The following is a 24,077-nucleotide window of genomic DNA, read 5'->3' on the forward strand; positions in this document are numbered from 1 at the left end:
ATGGGTTATTGGACGATCCCGCCGGAGCTCGCTTGGCTCGAGTGGGTAGCGGGTTCGGAGATCACGCGCGTCGATCCCGACGACGTGGTCAAGATTTCCGCGGCGCTGCGAGATATCGCTGATGAGATCCTCAATGAGGCGATAGCGGAGGCGGATACCGCCGCGGCGGCGGTGGTCAACGCGTATCCGCTGGGTGATGGTGGGCAGCAGGTCGCCGATTCGTTGCGGGCGGTGATTCATGACGACACACCCAAAGGCGGGAAGCCCGAGCACGGTTCGATCGAGTTGATGGGCAACTCGTTCAAGGATCTGGCGATTTCGGTCGACGATTTCGCCGGTGCGGTTCATGCGAATCACCTGAACGCGATCATTTCTCTCGGTTGGTTGGCTGCCGAGATGGCTTTGGCGCTTTTCAGCGGCCCAGCGGCGCCGCTTGCCGAGGCCGGGGCGATCGCGGCGACGCGGCTTGTGTTCCAGCAGATGGCGCGGTGGTTGGAGGGTCGGATCGCCAGCATGCTCGCCAGGACTTTCTTGTCGGATGCGGCGAAGCGAGTGGTGACGAAGGTCGTCTACGAGATCGTCCAGGAAGCGATCGTCGAGGTCTTCCAGGGCACCGCGCAAGAGGTGGCGGTGCAGGGCATCGTCATCGCCGAGGGTCTGAACAGCCAGGGCTGGGATACGGGCGCGATCTGGGAGAACGCCTGGGTCTCCGCGCTGGCCGGTGGTGGCGGTGGTGGTGCGGGTTTCGGATTGAACCGCGCGATGGGCCGGATCGCGCCCAGTCTGATGAACAACAACGGCGTCCGTGGGTTCATCGGCGGGTCGATCGTTGGTACGGGTGCGGGTCTTGCCGGCGCTTTTGTCGCGGCGTTGGCGACAGGGAACTGGGATCCGCGTTCATTCGTCGGTGGCGCGCTCTCCGGTGCGGGGCCGAGCGGTATTCATGGTGCCAGGGGCCAGACCCAGCACAACGGGCCGATCAACTTCAACCAGGAGCCGGTCCGGGTTGGCACCCTGCCCGGCTCCGGACCTGACGGTACGTCCCCGGTTCCCGCACCGGACGTCAACGGTGCCGGTGCCGACGGTGGTGGAACGAACGGCGGCGGGGCGAATGGAGCTGGGACCAACGGCGCCGGAGCGAATGGCGCCGGAGCCAATGCCAATGGCGGTAGTGGTGCTGGAACTCCGAACACCACACCGGCGTCGGCCGACACCAGCCAATATGCCGGAAACGCAGGTACTTCCGATGCCGGACCGGTGGGCTCGAGCGAGGCCGGTGGTGACTCGGCGGCGAGCCAGCAGAGCGCTGCCCCGGCCACTTCCGGTCAAGGCAATGCGAATTCCGGTGCCAACGAGGGTGATGCGAACACCTCGACCGGTGATTCCGCCGTACAGAACAGCAGCGCCCCCGCAGCGGGCGCGCATTCGGTCGCGCCGAGCGGAGAATCCGCGCAAGTTGGCACCGATTCCGCACAAGCGGGCGGGGGCTCGGCACATACGGGCGCGGATACCGCCGCGCACACGGGTCAGCCCGCCTCTGTTGGTTCGGATTCGATTGCGCCGGACGGTAATTCAGCTGCGGATGGCCACCGCGTAGCCGACGGCTCCACCCGGGAAACTTCGGCTGCCGGCGTCACCGATTCGGGGACGCCCATGTCCGGTACCGGTACGACCGGGGCCGCTGTCGGCGGAGCGTCGCCCGCGGCGCAGACGCCTGGCGTCACTCCCGTGAACGCCGGATCGGTCGGGGTGGGCACGCCCGGTGCGCCGGCGGTTGCCGGTGCCCCCGGTGCGGCCGTTTCCGGTTCGACGCCCGCTGTCGCCGGGCCGACGGCCTCGAACGTCGCCCCCGGCGCATCGTCGCTGGCGTCCTCGTCGCCCACCTCGTCCGCTGCTCCGGTGCCGCAGTCCGGTAGCGCCCCCGCGTCGGGTGCTTCCCGGCCCGCCCATGCACAAGGGAACTCCACCGCGCTGGATGGCACTACGCGCGCCGTCCCGCCCGATACGGTCGGCGCGGCGCCGACCGGCGAGGGCTCGCCGGAGGTCGGCGCGGGCCCGGCCCGGGCGGCCGGTGTTCCCGGCGCGTCGACGGACCAGGCCGGACCGGTTCAGGCGCGAATCACGGATTCCGAAGCGCCGCAGTCCCGATCGGAGGCGGACGCGGAGGCCGCCGCGTCGAGCGTCGATCAGCAGCAGGTGCAGGTCGGCCCTGCCGACCTGGTTTCGCCCGACCCGGCGCCGACACCGCCGGACGGCACGGCGGATTCGATTTCTCGACAGCGAGATACGGACGACGCGGCCGATCAGGACGACGCTAACGCCGTGGACCCGGCCCCGGCTGCCCTCGCGCTGCCCCCGCTGCCGCCCGCATCGCCCGGCCGACCGGGACCCGCCCCGAGCAGTTCACGCCCGACCACCGACGGCGATCGGGCGGCTGCCGAGCCCGACACGAGTTCGAATGCCGCCCCCGATACGCGGCCGAACCCCGACCGCGACCCCGATCTGGATCCGGATCTCGATCCCGACAGTGTGCCTGTCGCGGACTCCGCCGCCAATGCGGCCGCCGCACTCGACGCTGGCGCGGACTCCGCCGCCAATGCGGCCGCCGCACTCGACGCTGGCGCGGACACCGATGCCGATGCGGGCGCCAATCCCGATGCGAATACCGCCGATGACGCGGATGCCGATTCGGATGCCGACTCCGATACTGATACCGATCCAGACGCAGACTCCGGCGCGGACACGGACACGGACACGGATACGGACGTCGACACCGACCTCGATGTCGACACGGACGCCGATGCCGATGCCGATGCCGACACGGACGCCGATGCCGATGCCGACACGGACGCTGATGCAGATGCAGATGCCGATGCCGATTCGGATGCCGACGCCGACCTCGATACCGATCCAGACGCAGACTCCGATGCGGACACGGACCCTGACGCCGACGCCGACACGGATCCCGACGCGGATCCGGATCCTGACGCCGACACAGATCCCGACGCAGACAACGATTCTGACGCGGACTCCGACAACACCAACACCCGTGACCCGCGGCGTGTCCTACCCGACGACAGCCGCGAGGCGACCCGCGCGGAGATCGACGAGGCCGACGCCATCCTGAATCGGATGGAGCCGGGTCTGCGTGCGCAGGATCTGCTGCTCGGCGATTCCGACGCCAATCCCGCCACCGACGACGATGCCGCGGCGCAGGCGGACAAGAACTCCCGGCGGTGGAACGCGCTGACCGACGCCGAACGGGCCGCCCTGATTCGTGCGTATCCGGATGTGATCGGCAGAGCACCCGGCATCGACTCGCATTCCGCCGACACCGCCAACCGGTTGCAGATCGCCCAGGATATCGCGGATCTCAGCGCACGCGACAGCCTGAACCGCCAGGAACGTGAGCGACTGCGCAACCTGAGGCGCACGGTCGCCGACTTGCGGCAGGCACAACTGCGGGCCGCGCGGATCGATCCGAACCTGCCGGTGCGCGTGCTCGCCTACGATCCGAGTGCCTTCGGTGGAAAGGGCAGGGCGCTCGTCGCGTTCGGCAACCCGGACACGGCGACGCTGGTGTCGTTGCATGTGCAGGGCAGGGACGCGACTGTGGCGGATCTCGGCGCAGTCCTCCAGGACACCGCCGCCAGGCACGCCGCGGCCACGGGCCGCCTGCGCGCGGGAGACTCGCTGGCATCCATTGCCTGGCTCGGTTACGACACACCGGGTCGGGCATCGGCGATGGTGAACTGGCGTGCGAAGAAGGCGGCGGAGCTGCTGCGGCGCGATATCGCGATCCTCGACGCGACCAGGGCGGTGGCGGGGGACAAGCCGTCCGTCAGGATCATCGCGGGCGGCTACGGTGTCGACGTCGCGGCGGCCGCGGGCCGCAAGGGCCGGTTGTCGGGCCTGGTCGGCGATATCGCGCTGGTCGGCACGCCGGGAGATCCGATTCTACCGTCGAAGCACTTCGGCGACGACGTGCGAGTGTTCGTGCCCGATGAGACCAACGGGCTCTACCACCAGTGGAACGCGCCGGAACCCCAGGGATCGAGGCCGCCGCGAGGGGTTCCGGTCGACACCATGTACCGGGTGTCCGATATCGAGTCCAACGGGGCGGGGACGGCACCGTACCTGCCGGATGTCGATCCGTCGCAACCGAATTCGCCACGTCCGGACGTGACCGAGAATGGCTGCGGACCACAGGCGCTGTGGAAGGCGGCCCAGGTCACCGGCAACCCCGCCATCACTGTTCCGGCGCCGGACAGTGTCGGCCCGGACGGCATGGACTGGCGCGATATGGAGCGGCATGCCGATGCCCAGCTGACTCCGTTGTGGAGGCGAGGGCGCCTCGCCGCATTGAACCTGCTGGGGCCCGGACGCAAGCGGACGGGGCAGCACGCGATCGCCGACGCGCTGCGGTACATGCGCGGCAAGTCCGCCGTGATCGTCATCAATCAGCAGCGCGGTAGCGTCCCCGACGGCGAACCGGGCGCGCACGCGTTCACCATGTACTGGGACGCCGACACCGAAAAGGTCATGGTGTATGACCCGCTCCGGCAACCGGACCCGTTCGAGTTCGATCCCACCAAGGTGCCGAACGCGAAGGCCACCTGGGGCATCTTCTACAACAAGAACGGCATCGCCACACGTCCGCTCGGCGACGAAGGCAGGCATGGGCTCGCGGCCGGAAGCGGCGCGCAGAACGACGATCTCGATCGGCAGATGCCGCCGCGAGCGGGCACGAGCGATCCCGCCGATCCGATGGCCGCGCTGCGGCGCCACCTCGACGAAACGCGGACACCCGAGCGACAGAGCCCGGATCCGCTGACCGACCCCGAGCGCGCTTACGTCAACGATCTGTCCACCCGTCTCGGGCTGGGGGATTCGCTGTCCAATGCCGCGGATCCGTTGCGGGCACTGGCAGATCTGGCACAGCGGGTCGCGCCGTCGCCGCAAATGTCGCCGGATCCGGGATCGCGACCCGATGTCGCGTCACCATCACCGGAAACCTTTGTACCGCGACCATTGCCGCCCGAATTGACGCAGGCGTGGCTGCTTCGTCAGATGAATGTGCCCCTCGACGCGCCGCTTCAGGCACTGCTCGAGGCGGCGATTGCCGAGCAGCAGGCTCGAACACTGTTGCGCGCAGGCGCGATCGAGGCTCTCGCCCTCGCGATCCGGTCCCCGATCGACTCCGCCGACCTGGACCTGAGCGCCGCGGAACTCGCCCACTGGGCCGGTGCGCTCGAAGTGTCCGCCGTCGATCTCGCCACCGATCGCGGCGTCGCCGAAACGTTGACCAGGCTGCGCGCGGAAACCCGTGATTTCGCCGCCACCATCGCCCAGCTGGCCGACGCACCCCCGCAGCGAGATGACTCGGGTTCCGCCAGTGGGCGGTCGCCGGAGTCCGCGTCGCGTGCGGTGGCAGAGCGCAATCGTGGTCGTTGCGCGGAGCTGTCGTTGCGGTTGATCAAGGCATTGACCGGCAGTTCGGTGATCAGGCTGCCGTCAGGGGCTGTCGGGCCGGCCGGAATGACCGCGGCCGAGGTGCAGGCCGCGGCGGGTGGGCAGCTGCGCACGGTGTCCGATCACGACGAGATCGCGCGGGCGCTGCTGGACATGCCGGAGGGGTCTTCGGCCTTGGTGGTCGATGCCTATACCGGTCCGGTGGATGAGCACGGTGTCGGTGCTCATGCCTATGTGCTCAGGCGCGAGAAGGACGGCGTCGTGGTGTACGACGCGGGCGCGAGCACCGTGCGGGGTTACCCGCCGAGGCTGCCTTCCGATATCGGCTCGACCCATATGATCCTGTTCGACGACTGCGGCGTTCCGGTGCACCCCATCGCGACAGACGGATCCGGCCTCCACCCGGCCGTGGATCTGCCAGTGCGCATCGGCCTTTCGCTCGGCGCACACTCCGATCAGGTCACTTCGCTGCTGGAGCTGACCAGAGTAGGCAGAGAAATCCTCGCCGTACTGGGGGACGGCGACATCGCGGTCGATTTCAGGCACCAGATGACCAGCGAGTTCGCCGATGGCACGTACGACTCGGAATCGGTTGTCGCCGAAGTCCGCGCCACTGAACGGGATCTCCTTCGTCAGGCGCTGACGCTGGTGCACGAAGGCGTACACGCGCAGATGGCGTGGGACGGCGAAACCAGCAACCGGTTGAATCGGATTCGCATGCTGGGCCGGGACGAGTACATCGCGTCGATGGTCCGCGAGGAAGCCCTCGCGGCCGGACGGGAGTTCGAGTTCGCTCGCGAACTACGCACGCTCGGTTACGCAGTCGACGACGATATCCGGCCCGCCGAGCGCTACCTCGCGGCCTACGACGCCAGGGCAGCGCAGGCGTCGCGCGCCGGCCTCGGCCTCACCGACGAGGAGATCCTGACCCGCGCACGGGAAGCAGGCGCGGCCGCCATCGCGGAGTACATCGCCACCTATCGGTGGGCGGATGGCAACAACTACGTCGAGTACTACGGCGCCGCATGGGACGACGTCATGACCGGCGGGTCCGATGTGCACGGGTGGAGTTCGCTCGAAGTGGAGGCGGAGGTCTCCGAGAACGCGACACGGCGGGTCGTCGCCCAACGGCGTCGGATGGAGCTGGCGGGGCAGATCAACGATCTCGCAAGCAGTCTCTACATCAACACCGTCGAGACCATCGACCCGGAACTGCGCGCGGAGACGCTGCCGAGGCTGCGCGAGGCGAACGAGCGGGAATTGGCCGAGCTGGCCGCACGGCTCGGTGTGGATCGAGCCGATGTCGGCCGGGACATGCTGCCCGACGCGGCGAGGGAGCGACGGCGCGCCGAGCTGCTCGGACGTGAACTGAAGCTTCGATTGTTGTCCGATCTCGGCGATCAGTATCACCTGCAGGGTGAGTTGATCAACCGTGCCGACACCGCCGCGAATGCCGCGGTGGCCAGGGATGTGCTCGCGTCCGAACTCGAGGAGACCGGACTCGACGGGGCGGAGACGATCACCCCGCACGTCGCGCTGGTCGCGGGAGAGCCGCCTCGGGTGGTCGTCGTCGCGCTCGAGCGCGAGCACGGCGCCGCGCTCGCGGGGGCATTGGCGGGCCGCCCGGATCTCGAGGCCGCGCTGCGTCATCCCGATCTGGATCTGCGGCTGATCGAGGTCGGAGAGCCGGGGCCGGACGCGAATGTCGAGGTGACATCGCTTCGTCGCGACGCAGGTCCCGACGTCGTCGATGAAGCGTTGAATTGGACTTCCGAGGACGAGCCCGCCGTATCGGTGGGGATGCCGGGTGATTCCGCGGGCGAGATGTCGGCGGATCGGATCGCGCGGGTCCGGCATCTGCTGGAGAGCAGCGAGATCGGCGCGTGGGCCGATGACATGCTTCGGCGCAACAACGTTCGCGTGGTGCACGAACTGGACGTCGAGCCGCGCTATTACCCGGAGCGTAGGACGCTCGTTCTCGGCTACGGGACCTCGGAGGTCCGGCAGGCCATCGACATGGTGCACGCCGCCGCCCACTTGCGTGATGCCGCGGAGGGATTGTCACCGCATCCGTTGACGACGCAGCGTGGCGACTACGTCGACGCGATGGTCCGGCAGGAGAGCCGCGCGCACGCGCTGGAGGCAGAGTTCGTCAAACAGTTGCGGGCCGGTGGACACGTCGTTCCGGTCGGCGATCTGGAAGGCGCGAGCGATGCCGCACGTCCCGGGATGGCGCGTCGGGCCCTGAATCGGATGACCGAGTTGTCGCGGCCGCGGCGCCTCGATGATCCGATGCGGGACCCGGCGCTCGACTTCGGTGCGGCAGCGATCCGGACGTATCTCGAGACTTACGACGGTGGGATCACCGACTACGTCGGCGTCTACACCAGGGATTGGAACGACGCGAACGGCGTGGTTGCCGACGGCACGGTCGCGACCGCCCTCCCCGATACCGATATCCACCAGCATGTCGATGATGCGGAGTTCGTCGAGCATTCGGATGACGACTCGCCGGATGTCGCCGACGTCTATCAGGACGCCGATGACGCGGAGTTCGTCGAGCATTCGGATGACGACTCGCCGGATGTCGCCGACGTCTATCAGGACGCCGATGATGCGCAGTTCGTCGAGCATTCCGATGTCGGCGCCCCGCACACCTCCGAGGCGAACCGCGGCCGCTGCGCCGAACTCGCGCTGCGCCTGATCAAGCGGATGACCGGCAGCACGACGATCGAGCCGCCGAACGGTCCGGTCGGGCTCGATGGCATGTCGCGGGCGGAGGTGCAGGAAGCCGCGGGTGGCCAGCTGCGGTCCTACGCCGATCATGACGCGATCCGCCGGGCGATCCCGGAAGGGGGCTGGGCGCTGGTCATCGACGAGTATTCCGGTCCCCTGGACGAATTCGGTGTCGGTGCCCACGCCTATGCGCTCGGACCGGGGACCGACGGTTTGACCGTTCGGGATCCCGGCAAGGAGGAGGAGCACGGCTTCCCGCCATCGATTCCGCGGGAGTTGCACGGTACGTACGCCATCATCCTCGATTCACAGGGCAACCCTGTGCATCCCATCCGGGGAAAGGGCGCCGGGTATCTGCCGACGGCGGATTCGCCGGTGCGTATCGGCCGCTCGCTCGACTCGCACGCCGATCAGGTGCGAGCGTTGTTGCGCGGAACGGAGACCGGCGCGGATGTGCTTCGAGTGCTGGACGATTCGTCGATACGGGTGCAATACGAACGGGCGGCCGCGGATCGGCGCAGCGGTGGGTTCGCCGCCGACTCGTTGACGGCCACGGTGTACACCGGCACCCGTGATCAGGTGCGTCAGGCCTTGTCGTTGGCGCACGAGTCGGTGCACGCCGAGCGGTATGTACGCGGCGAGTCCGGCCATCTCGGCATGGACCGTGCGACGTTCATCCGCACCATGGTCGCCGAGGAGGCGGCGGCGGTAGCGCGGTGGATCCAGCTCGCCCGCGAGTTCCGCGCCGACGAACAGCTCGGTGGATACTTCGGCGACCGGCACTACCTCGAAGACATCTACGACGCGGCATTCGACGCGGCGCTCGCATCGGACAGCGGCACAGCGCAATCCGTCGATGCCGACGGCCTGCGTCGAGCGCACGACCGCGCGGCCGAGGCGTTGATCGACGAGATCAGAACCCATGTCTGGCCGAACGGCAGGAACTATGCCGAGTACTACGGTGCCGAATGGGACAGCGCCCGTACCGATCACGCCGGGTTCTACGACGCGCAGATCACGCGGGAACCGTCACCGGAGGCGGCCGCGGCCTTGCGGGCTGGTGCGGTGGACCGCGGCCGGGCGCAGCGCGATCTGGTCGACATCACCGACGAACTGAACAGCAGGGCGGGCGAATACGGTATCGCCGCGCACCTCGACGCCGACTCGTTGTACCGGGAGCTCACCGCGCGTCTCGGGCCGGTTCGCGACGAGATGGCCGATCCATCGATCACGCCCGAGCGGTTGGCCGAGCTGCGGCGCACCGCGCACGATCTGCTTTCCCTGACCGATCTGACGGTGCGGCGGGAGAACGCGCAGACGGACTTCGACCAGCAGGCCGATCGCGTGACCGCGTTGGCCGCCCGCGAAGTGCTGGCCGCCCATGCTCCCGGCGCGCGCCCGCTCGGCGACCACTACGTCCATGCTCCCGGCAGGCCGAACCGGATCGTCATCGCCGGTGAGTCCTTCCAGCACCAGGCCCTTCGCAATGCCGCGGCGGCCGATCCACGGGTTCGCGCGCTCATGCGCGGCGGTCCGGTCGAATTCGAGCACATCTCGCTCGGCGTCGATGAATTCGGCCAGGTCCGAGCACGCACGGTCGACTCGATAGATCCGCGGGTGTTCGAATCCTCCGACAGGGTCGTCGAGGAACCGGATCTGGCCGCCGCCGCGACGAGGCAGCGACTCGAGCCGATCCTGGCGGCGCTGTCGAACAGCGCGGTCGGCGGGTGGGCGCTGGAAACCCTGCGTCGTCACGGCGTCACGATCGAGCACAGTTCCGGCGGTCCGGTGCGGTACTACCCCTCGCGGCGGGTGCTGGCCATCGACGCGGGCGCCACCGACGGTGAGCACATGCGCGCGATCGTGAGCGGCGCGATGCACGCCGAGTTCGCGGGCAGGCAGGATGCCGCGGTCGACGCCCGTGACCGGATGCGTTCGGAGCGACAGGATTACGTCGATCGCAAGATCGACGAGGAGACCTCGGCCCGCGTCTGGGAGATCGTCGCGGCCGTGCAGTTGCGTGGCGCGGTGGAACTCACCGCGACCGATCACGTCTACCTCGATGCCTACCGTAAGGCGCGCGAGGACGCGGCGAACGAGATCGGCGGCCCCGCCGACGAATTGGATCGGATCGCGAACCAGGCCGGTTTCGACGCGCTGCGCCCGCACGTAGCGGCGCATCGCCCCGCGGGCTCCGATCCGACCAACGCCGAGTTCTACGATCAGGCGTGGCGGGAAGCGCACGGCGGGCCCGCCGCCGCCTCGGACGACCAGCACTCCACCCCGCCCGCGGGCCGTCCGGAGTTCCGCCACGACGCTGATCACCAGGCGGAAATTAATGGGGCACTGCGAGATTCGTGGACATTGCGCCCAGGTCTTCCCGGTGAGAACGATGTACAAGGGGTGCTCGGGTTCAGTGCCGTCGGTCGCGATGCGGCGGCGGCGTTGCGCGACCTGAACGCCGACGTGCGTTTCGACGCGGACGGATCCGTCGACGTGTTCGACGGCAGGACGATGGAGGTGTCGGTCGGGGCGCGGGATCGCAGCCATCCCGCCCAGGCCGCCGCCGTCGTCCGCGCAGCGACGCTCGCCGACGCCGTGCGGACCGGTCTGCTGGAGGTCACGCCCTCGCGCGTGCGCGCCCAGGATCGGTCCGACTTCATCGCCGCGCGCGTCCGCGCCGAAGCGCTGGCACTGGGCAGGCAGGCCGAGTTCCATCGTGAACTCGAGCTGGCCGGATACGACACCGCGGCCGATCCGGTCACCGACCCGGCCGCGCGGCAGCGGCTGGAGGCGACCTACCTGTCCGCCTTCGATGCCGAAATCGCCGCGCGACAGCCTGATTCGGAGATCGATCCTGCTCTGCTCGAACGAGCGCGGCAGGTCGGCGTCGACGCACTGCTGGCGAGCGGCGAATTCGACGCACCGGACGGTTCCGGACCCGCACGCGCCCACCGGGATGCCGCGGCCGAGTTCTGGGACGCCCAGCACCGCATCACTGCACCGGACGGGCTGCGCGAATACGCGCCGACCACGCGGGACGCGGCGCGGGCACTGGAGGATATCGGCAGGAAGCGCGCAGCCGTCGAACGCGAACTCGCCCGGGTCGAGGCGGATTGGGATCGCGTGGCCGGGCGATTGGGCGATGTCTCGCGGCTGCGCGGGGACGCGGACACGCTCGATCGGCAGGACGTGTCGGCGCAGTTGCATGGGCCCGATGGCCCGCGCAAGATCGGTGCCCACATCGACCTGGCCGTGCTCGCCGAACTGACCGCACGCCATGGCGAACTGACCGAGCGGCGCCGCGCGCTCGGCGACGACCTCGCCGCGGCGGTCCGGCGAGATCTCGGCGCCGAGGAGCCGATCACGCTCCACGTGACCGAGGGCGGCGTCGTGTTCCTCGGCAGCGACGGCGACGCCCACGCGGATGTGGACCTGCCGCCGCCACCTTCGGACTCGGATGCGCGCGCAGTTCGTCTCGAGGACGACGCCGCGCCAACGGAATTGGCGGATCTGGTGGCGAAGGCCTCGGATCGGGTCGCCGCGGTGCTCGGGGATCACCGCCACGACATCGGTCGATGGGCGGCCCAGATGCTGCGGCGCCACGGTGTGCGGGTGCTCTACACCTCCGAACCGCGCTCGTATTCCGCCAGCCGGGACCACGTGGAGGTGGGGCTGGAGGAATCCTACGACCCGTCGACGAACACGGTGGTTCTGCGCGAAAGCGACAATCCGCGCCAGCGGGCCGTCGCGCTGGTCCGCGCCGCCCGCCTCGCCGAGCTGCATGCCACGTCGCCCCACGGGCCGATACCGCAACTCCGCATGTCGCGCACGGAGTACATCGACCTGATGCTGGATCACCAGGCCGACGCCGCGGCGCTGGGATTCGCGGCGAACCACCAGTTCACCGATGGGAACATGATCGGGTCCATGGCCGGTTCGTTGGCGAAGGCCTACCTCCGGGCGTTCGATCGGGCAGGCGATGTCCTCGCCAAGGCCTACCGCAATGACCCGGCGATCACCGGCCAGCTGCTCGATGCCGCCTCCCATCGAGCCGCCGTCCGGGCGGTGCGCGACAACCTCGACGAGCTGGTGCCCGAAGTCGACGGCCGGAACTTCACCCAGCGGTTCTCCGATCAGTGGTATCGCGCGCACGGCATCACCCCTGGCCCGGCCGTGCCGCTCGCCGAGACGGACGCACCCGCCCCGCCGAGGCGGCGCATCCACGCCCTGGTGGCGGAGCTCGAGCAGGTGCGTGAACTGCGTGCCGACGGCGAGGGCTCGGGCATCCCACGCAGCCCGATGGAAGAGGTGTACTCCGACGCCTACGACCGCGCGCACCGCAAAGCCGAGCGGGCACTGGTACGCAAGAAGTCCTCGCGGCCACCGGAATCGGTCGCCAGAGAGGCCGGAGAGCTTGCGATCCGCCGCCACGTCGACAAGGTGGGAATCGACAACGCCGAGCTGATCGTCGACGTCGTGCGGGCCGCTCGCACGGACGACTCCGACGACGCGCACTGGGGCAACCCACGTGCGAGCAGGACACCCGAGCCGCTCGGCGACGGGTCCGTTCCGGACGGCGCGAGCCCCGCCGACTCCGCGGCGGATGACATCGTCGCCGAGGCTGCCGACGCTTCTCCGTCGGTCCCCGTGGCCGCGCACTCCGAGCCCGATGGACTGAGCTCGTGGCGCGCCACCGTCCCGGATCGTCGGTACGCCGAGGTCTTGGAGGTGCTCCGCGGCAGCGAAACAGGCCGTGCAGCAATCGAACTGCTCGCCGAAATGCGTGCGGGCGTGCGTTTCGACGGCGGGCGGCCGGGCAGTGCCGACAGCTTCGATGGTGCGACGATGGACATCGTCGTCGGTGCGCGCGATCGCGGCCAGCAGGCGCAGGCCGCGGCGGTGGTGCGGGCGGCGGCGTTGGCGGCCGCGGTGCGCACCGGGCAGCTCGAGGTGACGCCATCGCGTATCCGGGCGATGAAGCGGGAGGCCTATATCGCCACCCGGCTGCGCGCCGAGGCCGACGCATTCGGCAGGCAGGCGCTGTTCCACCGGGATTTCGGCACTCCCGAAGTCGGCCCATCCGAATCACTGGTGGACCGCAACTACCGGAGGGAGTTGGAGCAGCGATATCTGGCCGCGTACGACTCCGCCCTCGCCGCCGCCCGGCGGCCCAGCGGAGATCTGGACGTGGAGCGGCACCGGGCGATCGCTCGCGAGGCAGGCGTCAAGGCGCTGCTGGCGACCGACTTGTTCGACTCGCCGTATCTCACCGACAGCGGCGTGCGTCTCGGTGACATCGCCGGTGGTGAGTGGGATGCCGTGCAACGCATCGTCGTTCCCGAAGGGACGGACGAGTATGTGCCGTCCACCCCGGAGGCAGCGCGCCGGGTCGAGGGCCTGATCCGCGAGCACGCGGACGTCCGGCGAGCGCAGGCGCTCGTCCAGTTCTCCTTCGATCAGACGGTCGAGCAGCGCCGCCGGTATATGCAGATTCCCGACGACTTCGATCTCGGATCCGATCAGGCATCGATCATCGCCGAACTGCGGAGCATCGCGCAGAAGCAAGCGCTCGGCGGCGACGGTTTCGTCGTCAACGCGTTGCTCACCGACCTATCCCAGTGGCATGCCCGGTTGGACGACGAGCGGGCACGGCTGGAGGGCGAGATCGCCGACGCCATCGGTCGCGACCTGCCGCAACCTACCCAGGACGGCGGCCAGGGGGTCCGACGTCCCCGTGTCCATCTCGACGAATCGGGTGCGGTGTTCGTGCGCCGACCGGACGCGAGCACACCGGAAACTGCCGAGTCCGGACAGCGGACCGTGCCGGTCGACCCCGATGCCGCCAAACCGGACGGGCTGGAGAACCTCACCGCCCCGCGCAACAAAAGGTTGTTGTTCGATCTGCGGCGCGGCGCCGGGCAGATCGGCGAGTGGGCGGCAGCCGCTCTGGCACGGCATGGTGTGCAGATCCGCTACACCGATGATCCCGCCGCGATGATCGCGCGGTCGGACGGGGACGAACCGGTGCCGGTCCACGATCGGGCGACGAATACCGTTGTCCTCCAGTACTACGACGGCGCGCCGACTCAGGTGGCGGCGCTGGTACGCGCCGCGGTCGCGGCCGGATTGCATGCCCGTGGCGCGGATCGGGCGCCGGACCGGTTGTCGCTGCACCGAAACGACTACATCGCGGCCGAGTTGGACCGCATGGCCGCCGCGTACGCGATGGACTTCCAGTACCGGCGGGTCGCCGCCGCCATTGCCGGCGAAGCGGACTACTACTCCCGTCCGACGCGCCGTAAGGGCGGGCGGCACATCGACGATCCACTGGAACTGGCGTTTCTCGACGCGTTCACCGAGGCGAGGAAGATCGCCGAGCAGATCTACGGCAAGAACAGCGCGGTGGGCCGGGACATGCTGGACGCCGCCGCCTACCGCGCGGGTCTGCGGGCCGTCCGCGCGGCCATCGAGGCATCTGGATTGCGCATCGACGGGCTGACTCCCGCCGAATATGCCGGGGCGGAGTGGGACCGGGCCCGTGGACTTCGACCCGATCTCGCGCCCGAGGGCGAAGCGGAGCTCGCGCCGGTCGCCGACGACAGCCCGCAGGCGCTCGACCAGCAGGCCCGCCGATACGTCGACGAGATCCGGGGATTCCCGGAGAAACGGGCCGAGGGTCACTACATCCCATACGGCCCGGCCGAGACCGCGTACACGGCGGCCTATGACGAGGCGCATCGCAAGGCCGAGCGCGCCCTCGCGAGCGATCCCCAGGCGCGTTCGCCGCAGACGGTCGCCGAGGCGGCCGGTCTCGCCGCCGTTCGCAAGTACGTGGAGAAGGTGGGCGCCCAGCGCGCCGAGATCGCCTTCGACGTCGTCCGTTCGGCTGACTCGATCGAACAGGACGGTCTGTACTGGGGCTCGCCGCGCATCGACCCCACTGCCGATGTACCCGAGCCGGATTCAGCGCAGCAGGCGGAACCGGTCGCCGACGACCTGGTGCGGCGTGTCCTCGACGACAAGCTGGCCGAGCGCGCCGACGGTGAACAGTTGAGCCCGAATGTGCTGCGGTTCCAGTCGGAGTCGGGCACGACCGAGTTGCTGGTGATCGCACCGAAGGGCGGGCACCTCGATGCACTGGACCAGGTGAGCCGCGACCACCCGGCGCTGCGCGACGCCCTGTGGGACGGGCACCATATTCGATACCTGGAAGTCGCGCCGGGGCCTGAGGGCAACCCGTCCACGGTCGTGCTCTCCCGCGATGTGGCCGAGGGACCGCGCCGCAACCCCTCGCTGGCCGACGCCGTCGACACATTCCTGTCGGAGTACCTGCGGTTCCGGGCCGAGGGCAGGATCAGGGAGGGGTTCGTCGACTGGATCACCCGGCTGGGGGAGGAAGGGTTCCACCTCCAGAACGAGGCCCGGCTCGCGTTCCGGATGGAGAATCGGTGGGTATCGACGCCGGTGCGCCTGAAGCCCGATTTGGTCAAGGTGGGATTCCGTGCGGCGCAGAACAATCCACGATTGCCGGAGACCGATCCCGCCGCAGTGGCCTACCGCCTGCACACGCGGCAGATTCCGCAGCTGCTCGAGCAGGTGCGCGAACCGTTGCCGAGCCCGCAGTTCATCAACAGGTTGGTAGAGGTCGGCCCGGTCCGGGTGGACATCTACCTGGAGAACGACGGCAAGGGCGGCTGGCGGGTGCCGCTGACCGGGCGCGGCGGCGGCACCGACGTGCTGGCCAGGTATTTCCAGGGCATGACCGATTCCGATCCGGATCGGTTGGTGGAAAAGATCGCTCAGAGACTTATCGACGGGACCGCCGAAATAGGCGACGGCTCGCTGCCTGAGGACACGCTCGGCCGCGACGCCGACAGCCCGCTGTCGCCCGAGCTGGACGACAACGCTGCCGTGCCGGACAGCGCGAGCTCCGCTGCTGCCCCGCCCTCGGTTTCGGTGGCCACGCGCCCTGCACCCGACGGGCTGAACCGGTGGCTCGTCGGGTCGCCGGATCGTGGGTTCGCCGAGGTCTGGGATGTGCTCAGTGGGAGCGAAACCGGCCGTGCGTCCATCGAACTGCTGGCGGACATGCGCGCGGGCGTGCGTTTCGACGGTAGCCAGCCGGGCAGTGCCGATGCCTTCGGTGGGCTGACGATGGATGTCGTCGTCGGTGCGCGCGATCGTGGTCAGCAGGCGCAGGCGGCCGCGGTGGTGCGGGCGGCGGCGTTGGCGGATGCGGTGCGTGCGGGTCGGCTCGAGGTGATGCCGTCGCGTATCCGGGCGATGGACCGCGAGGCCTATGTCGAGGCTCGGCTGCGCGCCGAGGCGGACGCGCTCGGCAGGCAGGCCCTCTTCCACCAGGATTTCGGTACCCCGGAAGCAGATCCGTCCGAGTCGTTGCCTGCGCGCAACTATCGGACGGCGCTGGAGCAGCAGTACCTGGCCGCGCACGATGCCGCCATCGACTCCGCCAGGCGAGGTGACGACGGCCTCACCGAGACGCAGCTGCGTGAGATCGGGCGAGAGGCGGGCATCGAGAAACTGCTGGCGACCGATCTGTTCGACTCGCCGGACTTCGCTCCCGGCGGCGCGACTCTCCGGGACAGCGCCGGTCGTGAATGGGATGATCTGCAGCGCAACGTCATTCCGGATGGTACGGACGGATATGTGCCGTCCACTCCGGACGCGGCGCGTCAGGTCGAGGGCTTGATCCGCGAGCACGCGGACATCCGGCGGGAACAGGCGCGGATTCGGTTCGATTTCGATCGGACCGCCGGGCGGCTCCGGCGGAGTTTGCAGATTTCCGACACTGTCGATCTCGGTTCCGATCGGGAAGCGATCATCGCCGAATTGCGCCGCGTCGCGAGCCGACGGCCCGGTCTCGCCGACCTCGATATCGCCGACGCCGTGCTCGTCGACCTGTCGCGGTGGCACGCGCGGTTGGACGGTGAGCTGGCACGGCTCGAGGGCGAGATCGCCGACGCGGTCGGCCGCGATATACTGCGGCCGGGGACCACCGACGGCACGACGGTGCGCCGCCCGAGCATTCAGGTCGACGACTCGGGTTCGGTGTTCGTGCGGCCCGAGCAGGCGGACTCTCCCGAGTCGGCGGTCGACGGCACCTCACCCTATCCCGACGACCCGGCCGGATCCGGCCTCGATCAGTTGACGCGCAGCCGCCACGATTCTCTGGTCGGAAAGCTTGTCAGCCAAGCAGATCGAATCGCACCGTGGGTCCTCCGAACACTGGTGCGGCACGGTGTTGGCATTCGATTCACCGACGATCTGGCTCTTTCGGTCCGTCGCCCGGATGCCGACGACGACGCACGGTCACTCGGTTACGAGCCGCTCACCACCAGCGCGGTGATCCAGGTCGGCGATTCGCAGCACGGGCAGATCGGTGCTCTGATCCGCGCGGCGGTCGCGGCCGAACAGCGCGCGCTCGGTGTCGACGCGCAACAGGAACGGCTGACGAGGCATCGCGACGAGTACATCGCCGCGACCTTGGACCGACTGGCCGAAGCGTACGCGATGGAATACCACCATCGCCGTATGAGAGATCTCGACGATGGCACGCGGCCTTACCGTGCGAAGCGGCCGCGCGAGGACGGGCGGTTGATCGAAGACGATCTGGAATGGGCTTTCGCCGAGGCGTACTCGGCCGCGTCGAAGATCGTCGCGCCGATCCTCTACAAGAACGACGCGATCAGCTACGACATGCTCTGGGCGGCCGCATATCGTGCCGGCTTGCGGGCGGTCCGTGCGAATCTCGATGCGCTGGGCGGCCGCATCGACGGTTTGTCTCCGAGCCGGTACGCCGGGGCGGAGTGGGATCGCGCCCGCGGTCTGGACGCCGATGTCGCCTCCGCTGAACAAGGTGTGCCCGCACCCGATCGAGAAGGCCCGGAGGCACGGGACCGGCTCAGCCGCACCCTCGCCGACGAGATCCGGCGATTCCCCGAGATGCGGGCCGACGGCCGATTCATCCCGCGCGGGGCGGCGGAAACCGCCTACACCGACGCCTACGACAAGGCGTATCGCAAAGCCGAGCGCAGGCAGTCACGCGATCCCGAGGCCCGCCCGCCCGCGTGGGTCGCCGAGGAGGCCGGGCTCGCCGCTGTCCGCAAATACGTCGACAATGTGGGCGCGGAGCACGCCGAGGTCACCTTCGACATCGCTCGCTCGGCCGATCCCGGCGAACGAGGCAGACTGCATTGGGGATTGCCCGCGTTCAGGTCCGACACCGCGGCCGACGCTCAGCCGGATGCGGATTCGAGCTCGGTATCCCAGTCCGATGTCGACTCCCAGCCGGATGCGGATTCGAGTCCGGTTGCGCAGTCCGACGCCGACGCTCAGTCGGATGCGGATTCGAGCTCGGTTTCCCAGTCCGATGTCGACTCCCAGCCGGATGCGGATTCGGGCCCGATCGCCCAGTCCGACGCCGACGATCTGGTGCGGCGCGTCATCGAGGACGAACTGCGTTCGCGCCCCGATGGTGAGCCGCTGAGCCCGAACGTGCTGCGGTTCAAGCCGGAATCGAGCACGCCCGAGTTGCTGGTGATCGCGCGCGACGGCGGGCACCTCGACGCGCTGCGCGCGGTGGGGCGCGACGATCCTGCGTTGCAGAACGCCCTGTGGGACGGGCACCGTGTTCGGTACCGGAAGGTCGAGCCGGGTCCCGCCGGCGAGCCGTCGACGACCGACCTTCTCCGCCACATCGTCGAGGGGCCCTTCCGCAGCCCCTCCCTGGAAAACGCCGTCGCGTCGATGCTCTCGGAGTACCTGGCGTTCCGGGCCGACGGCAGGATCGACGAGGGGTTCGGCGACTGGTTCCTCCGGTTGGGCGAGGACGCGTTCTACCTCGAGCAGGAAACCCGGTTCGCATTCCGAGCGCAGAACCGCACGGCCTGGCGGCCGACCGAACTCCGGCACGATCTGGTGGAGATCGGATTCCGTGCGGCGCAGAACAATCCGCGCCTTCGTGAGACCGATCCCGCCGCGGTGGCGTACCGCTTGCACACGCGCCAGATTCCGCAGCCGCCGCAGAAACCGGTCGATGCGCTACCGAGTCCGCGGTTCCGCAGCAAGAAACTGACGTTCGGCCCTGTGCTGGTGTGGATCTACCTCGAGAACAACGGCCAAGGCGGCTGGCGCGTGCCGCCGCCGACACGGAACGGCCTCGCCTCCGACGTGCTGGCCCAGTATTTCCAGGGCATGACCGATACCAACCCGGACCGGCTGGCGGAAAGGATCGCCAAGAAGCTCACCGACGGAACCGCCGATCTCGGCGAGACCTCGCCGCCCAAGGGCATGTTCGGCCGCATGAAGGGCCGACTGCCGTTCGGTCGCAAGGCGAGCGCCGAAGTCGAATCGGCGATGCATCGGGTCGAGCGGGACGGCGCCGAGGCCGACGACATCCGGCTCGGGCCCGACGGCAGGCCCGAGCGTGGTGGACCGGCGAGCTACGAAGCGCCCGAGTTCCCGATGGACCCGAATGCCGATGGTGGGCAGGGGAAGCCGCCGAACCAGCCGCCCACCCCCGCGCCGTTGCCCGATGAGCCCAACGAAGGCAAGGGACATCCCGCGCCGCGTCCGGCGGCCCGGCGCGAGCATCTGTTCGAGTTCGAGGGACTGACCTTCCGACTGGATCTGACCGACAATGGCGCGGGCGCCTGGAATCCAGTACTGCGCCAGGAGAATTCGCCCGCACAGGAATCGGAGACCGCGCCGCAGGCGACGAACCCGAAGGAGGTCGAGACTCCGCACGCGGCGCAGAAGCCGCCCGGCTCCATCGACAAGCCCAAGTCGAAGTTCCTCGCGAACACCGCCTACCGCGACGGTTTCCAGGGCTACAACCCGAAGTACCCCTCCGGCTCCAGCCTGGACGGCGCCGGGCAATCGGTGCTCGGGTACTCGGTGGGTCTGCCGCTCACCAAGGACAGCGGGCACGGCGATGTGCTCCAGATCAAGTTCAACCCGGCGCGCATCCTCAAAGAGGGCGCGACGATGTGGAAGAGCCGCGAGTACGTCCCGATTCTGAACCGCCTGACCAGCCGCGTTCCCGACCGCGCCGCCGAATTCCAGCCGATCCGCGATATGGACGGCACCGAATACCGGCCCTGGATCGACGACACCGATGCCGAAGCGGTGCGCAAGGAACACGGTGTCGGCATCGATGAGATGCGACGGCGCGACGACGCGGCGCAGCAGGCGAGTTCGCCCGAGTCCCAGCAGGCTGCCACCAACGAGCTCCCGCAGCCCGACCCGCAGATCCCGGTGGCGAACACCGAAGCCACCGGCACCTTCGCCGATCTGCTGAACGAGCTGGCGGGGGCCGCCGACCGCCGCCGCGAGCTGGCGGACCGGCTCGTGGCAGCCGCCCGTGACATGGGTCTTCGCCTCGATCCCGGCCTGGACGGCGAAGCGGCCCTGCACGCGGTGCGAATCCTGCAGTATCAGCAGGCCAGGCGGATCGGTGCGCTCGCCGGGCTCGCCGAGTCCGCCGTGCGCTACGACTCGGAGAACCGGCACATCCCGTTCAGCCAGGAAGTCAGCTTCTTCGACAACGACCCGATGACGCGCTTCCTGCGTGAGATCGTGCACGCCGACGACCGGCCGACGACGCTGCTGGACTGGCAGGGGGTCAACAACGGCGGTGAGCCCGGTCGCGACTGGGGCGATCTCAGCTACACCGACCAGCCCGGCATCGACCAGGGCAAGCCGGGCTACTTCGTGAACGCGCTGCGCCGCGATCAGATCAAGGACGAGCGCGCCGTCTGGGCCCAGCTCCTGCAGGTCGACCTCCACTATCTCGACGCGCATCCGCGCGGCGCGCTCGCCGACGCCCTCGCCACCGTGTATGCCCGTACCGACGACATCGCCCGATTCGCCGAACTGGCCAGCGAATTCGTGCGTGCCGATGGCGACGCCGATGAACTCACCCGGCTGGTGACCGACCTGGCCCTGCGGTCCTCGATCGTCTCCGACGGCGGTTTCCTCATTCCGGATGCCGACGGCCTCGGGCTGCTGCCCGGTGTCGACGGCGGGCCGATCCGACTGATGGTGGTCGACGGTCACCTCGACCACGCCCATGTGCTCGCCTCGGCGCTGCGCGCGTTCCCGAATATCGCCGAGGTCGTCAACGACGGTCAGGTGGACGTGGTGTTCCGGGCAGCGGAGATCGCGCCCGACGGCACCATTCGGGTCGATGACAGCGAGCCCGTGCGGGTGCGGCACGCCGCTGAGCTGGTGGACGGTCGCAGGCTGGACATGACCTTCCTGCTCGACGAGGACGGACAGTGGCGCCCGGTCGTCGAGGTGGCGCCGACGACCGAAGGAGAGGGCCCGCGGCCGAAGCCCGAACTGGAAGGGCTGTCTCGCACTGAAATCGAGGCCGCGCGTAAGGAACTCGCGCATCGTCTGGGCGTCCCGGAGTCCGATCTCGACAACCCGCAGGTGCTGTCCGACCGGATGGAACAGATCCGCGCGGAGAACAAGATCAGGGCCAGCCAGATCGAAGCGCTCATCGACTACGGCCGCACCGCATGGGATATCGATGACTTCCACACCATCGGCGACGCCCGCGCGCAGCTGGCCGACCGGCTGAAGCTCGAGCCCGGCCAGTTGACACCCGAGCGGCTTGCCCAGGCTTTCGTGCTGGACAAGATCGGCTCGGCCCGCAGGCATCAGGCCGTCGAGGACCTCGTCGCCTACGCGACGCTCATGCGTGGCATCGATTCCGATGTGGTCGACGCAGCGCGGGATCGGCTCGCCGAACGGCTCGGGGTGGGCAGGCGGCGCGGCCGTTTCCCCCGGGATCTCTTCCCGCGCAACTACCGCAACGACGAGAAGAAGTACCGCCCCGACCGGACCGGCACCGATCCGAAGCGGCTGAACAAGGCGATCGCCAAGCTCGCGCGCAGACCGGCCGAGCGCGAGAACCTCATCGATGCGCTCACCGAGTACTACCGCACTGTCAATCGGCTCGACCCGTTCGATCCGGTGTCGCGCGGCGCGGACGCGGTGGACCCCCGCCTGGCCGATGTCGAATTCCCGGTACACGACAAGGCCGTCGCGCACCTGCTCGACGTGGTCGGCGATCTCGCGTCGCTGGCCGAGGCACTGCGCGGCGCCCGGGTGCTCGACGGATTCGGCATGCTCGGCGCGAACAACTCCGCGCCCGATCCGCGGCCGACGCCGAACCCGGATTTCACCAGGACCGTCGGTGTCGATCTGCCCGAACCGATTCAGCCGTCCGATACCGATGCGGAAAAAGCGGCCAAGGCCAAGCGTTTCGAGAAGGTCTACGAGATCTATCGCGACGGGAAGATCGACCAGAAGGAACGGCTCACCCCGCGGCAACTGGCGAAGGTGCAGGCCGAACTGCGCGCCGAGGTACACGGGCGGGCCGCCGATCTCGACATGCTGGCCGCGCTCAACGATCGGGCCGCGGAACTGGATCGGCAGGCGCGTCGACCGCTGGAGATCGCGCGACTGCTCGGCGAGCGTGGCGCCGCGCTCGGCCAACTCGACGCGGCCCGTGCCGAGATCGAGGCGGCCACGGCTCGCTACCGCGCCACCGAACCGCAGGAGCGCGCCGCCGCGCTCGACGATCTGGCCGCGGCCGCGCGCAGGCAGCAGGCCGCCGACGCCGAGCTGGCGCGGGTGGACGCGGCGCTGGCCGCGACCCGTCCCACCGAACCGCCCGCCGCGCTGCCTTCCGCTGCCGACGATACGGTCGCGCACGGGGATGGGGGCTCGGGCGCACCCACGCGGCCGGAACCCGCCGCCGACGGTGGCGGCGGCCGGGTACCCCCGCAGGGGCCGCCCCCGACGCCGACCCCCGATCCCGATGAACCCTCGCGCAGGACCGATGTCGAGATCGCCCGCCGGGTGACCCAGCGGCTCGCGGCGGAGAATGCCGCCGCCGTCCGGGAATTGAATGCGGCGGACGCGGCAAGGGACGCCGCGATGGCGGGCCTGCCGGTCACCCGCGACGAGCTGGGCCCGGCCCCGGGTCAGGTGGCGAACACCATCGACCGGTTGACGAGGGCGCATCCCGAGCAGGCCGTACGCCTCGAGGAACTGCGCGGAGCCGCGCTGCGCTACCTCGCCGCCGAGTCCGAGGTGGAGGTGCTCGACGAGGCGCTGGCCCGCGCCATGCAGCGCGAAGCGCTGGCCGAGGAGGGCGCGGGTCGCATCGACGACACCGTCGGTGTCGTGGCCGGTGAGCCGCCGCGCATCGTCGTGGTGGGCTGGCATACGCCCGGGAACGTGCGCGCCCAGCTCGAGGCCGAGTACCCGCTGCTGCGCCCGCTGCTCGCGCGGCCGGGAGTGGTGGTCACCCACATCGAGATCGCCACCCTCGACGACGGTCGAATTACGCACCGGCGCACTGACTTCGGCCCGGACCGGCCGACCGGCGCCGCACCGGAGGAGCGCGGAACGGGCGGCCGGTCGCCGCGTCAGCGGGCCGAGGAGCGATACCAGCGGGCGCTGCGCGATGCTCACCGTCAGCTCGGGCAGCCGCGGCAGGAGGATCCGCGGACCACCGTGTGGCCAGGTGGTGAGCAGTCGTCGTCGGGTCCTGTTGCCGAAGCGGATGATTCGAGGGTCGATCTCGGTCGGCGGGAGGATCCACGGACCAGGGTGTGGCCGGGTGGTCCGCAGTCGGAGCCGGGGTCTGCGTCGAATCCTGTTGCCGAGAAGGATGATCCGACGGTCGATATGAGTCGATCGGGGGTTGCTGAGCAGTCCGGTGGTGAGTCGGCGGAATCACAGCCCCCGGCGGAAACCTACGAACCGAAGCATGCTGCTCCGCAGCAAGGAGTTTCGCAGCCCGAAACGGCCGAACCGAAGCACCGCGG

General features: G+C 69.3%; 1 protein-coding gene (cut by a window edge). It reads left to right on the plus strand.

Annotation, left to right across the window (positions count from 1 at the left end; all coding sequences use genetic code 11):
* A protein-coding gene (locus ACRWNM_RS05355; protein WP_431964074.1) for a hypothetical protein crosses the window boundary here: on the plus strand, positions 1-24,077 show its 5' portion. Its footprint extends 20,941 nt past the window's final position; 24,077 of the gene's 45,018 nt are visible here — the first part of the coding sequence; it begins with the start codon at positions 1-3; its stop codon lies off the right edge, out of view.

This window comes from Nocardia sp. bgisy134, assembly GCF_965341865.1.
GTDB lineage: Bacteria > Actinomycetota > Actinomycetes > Mycobacteriales > Mycobacteriaceae > Nocardia.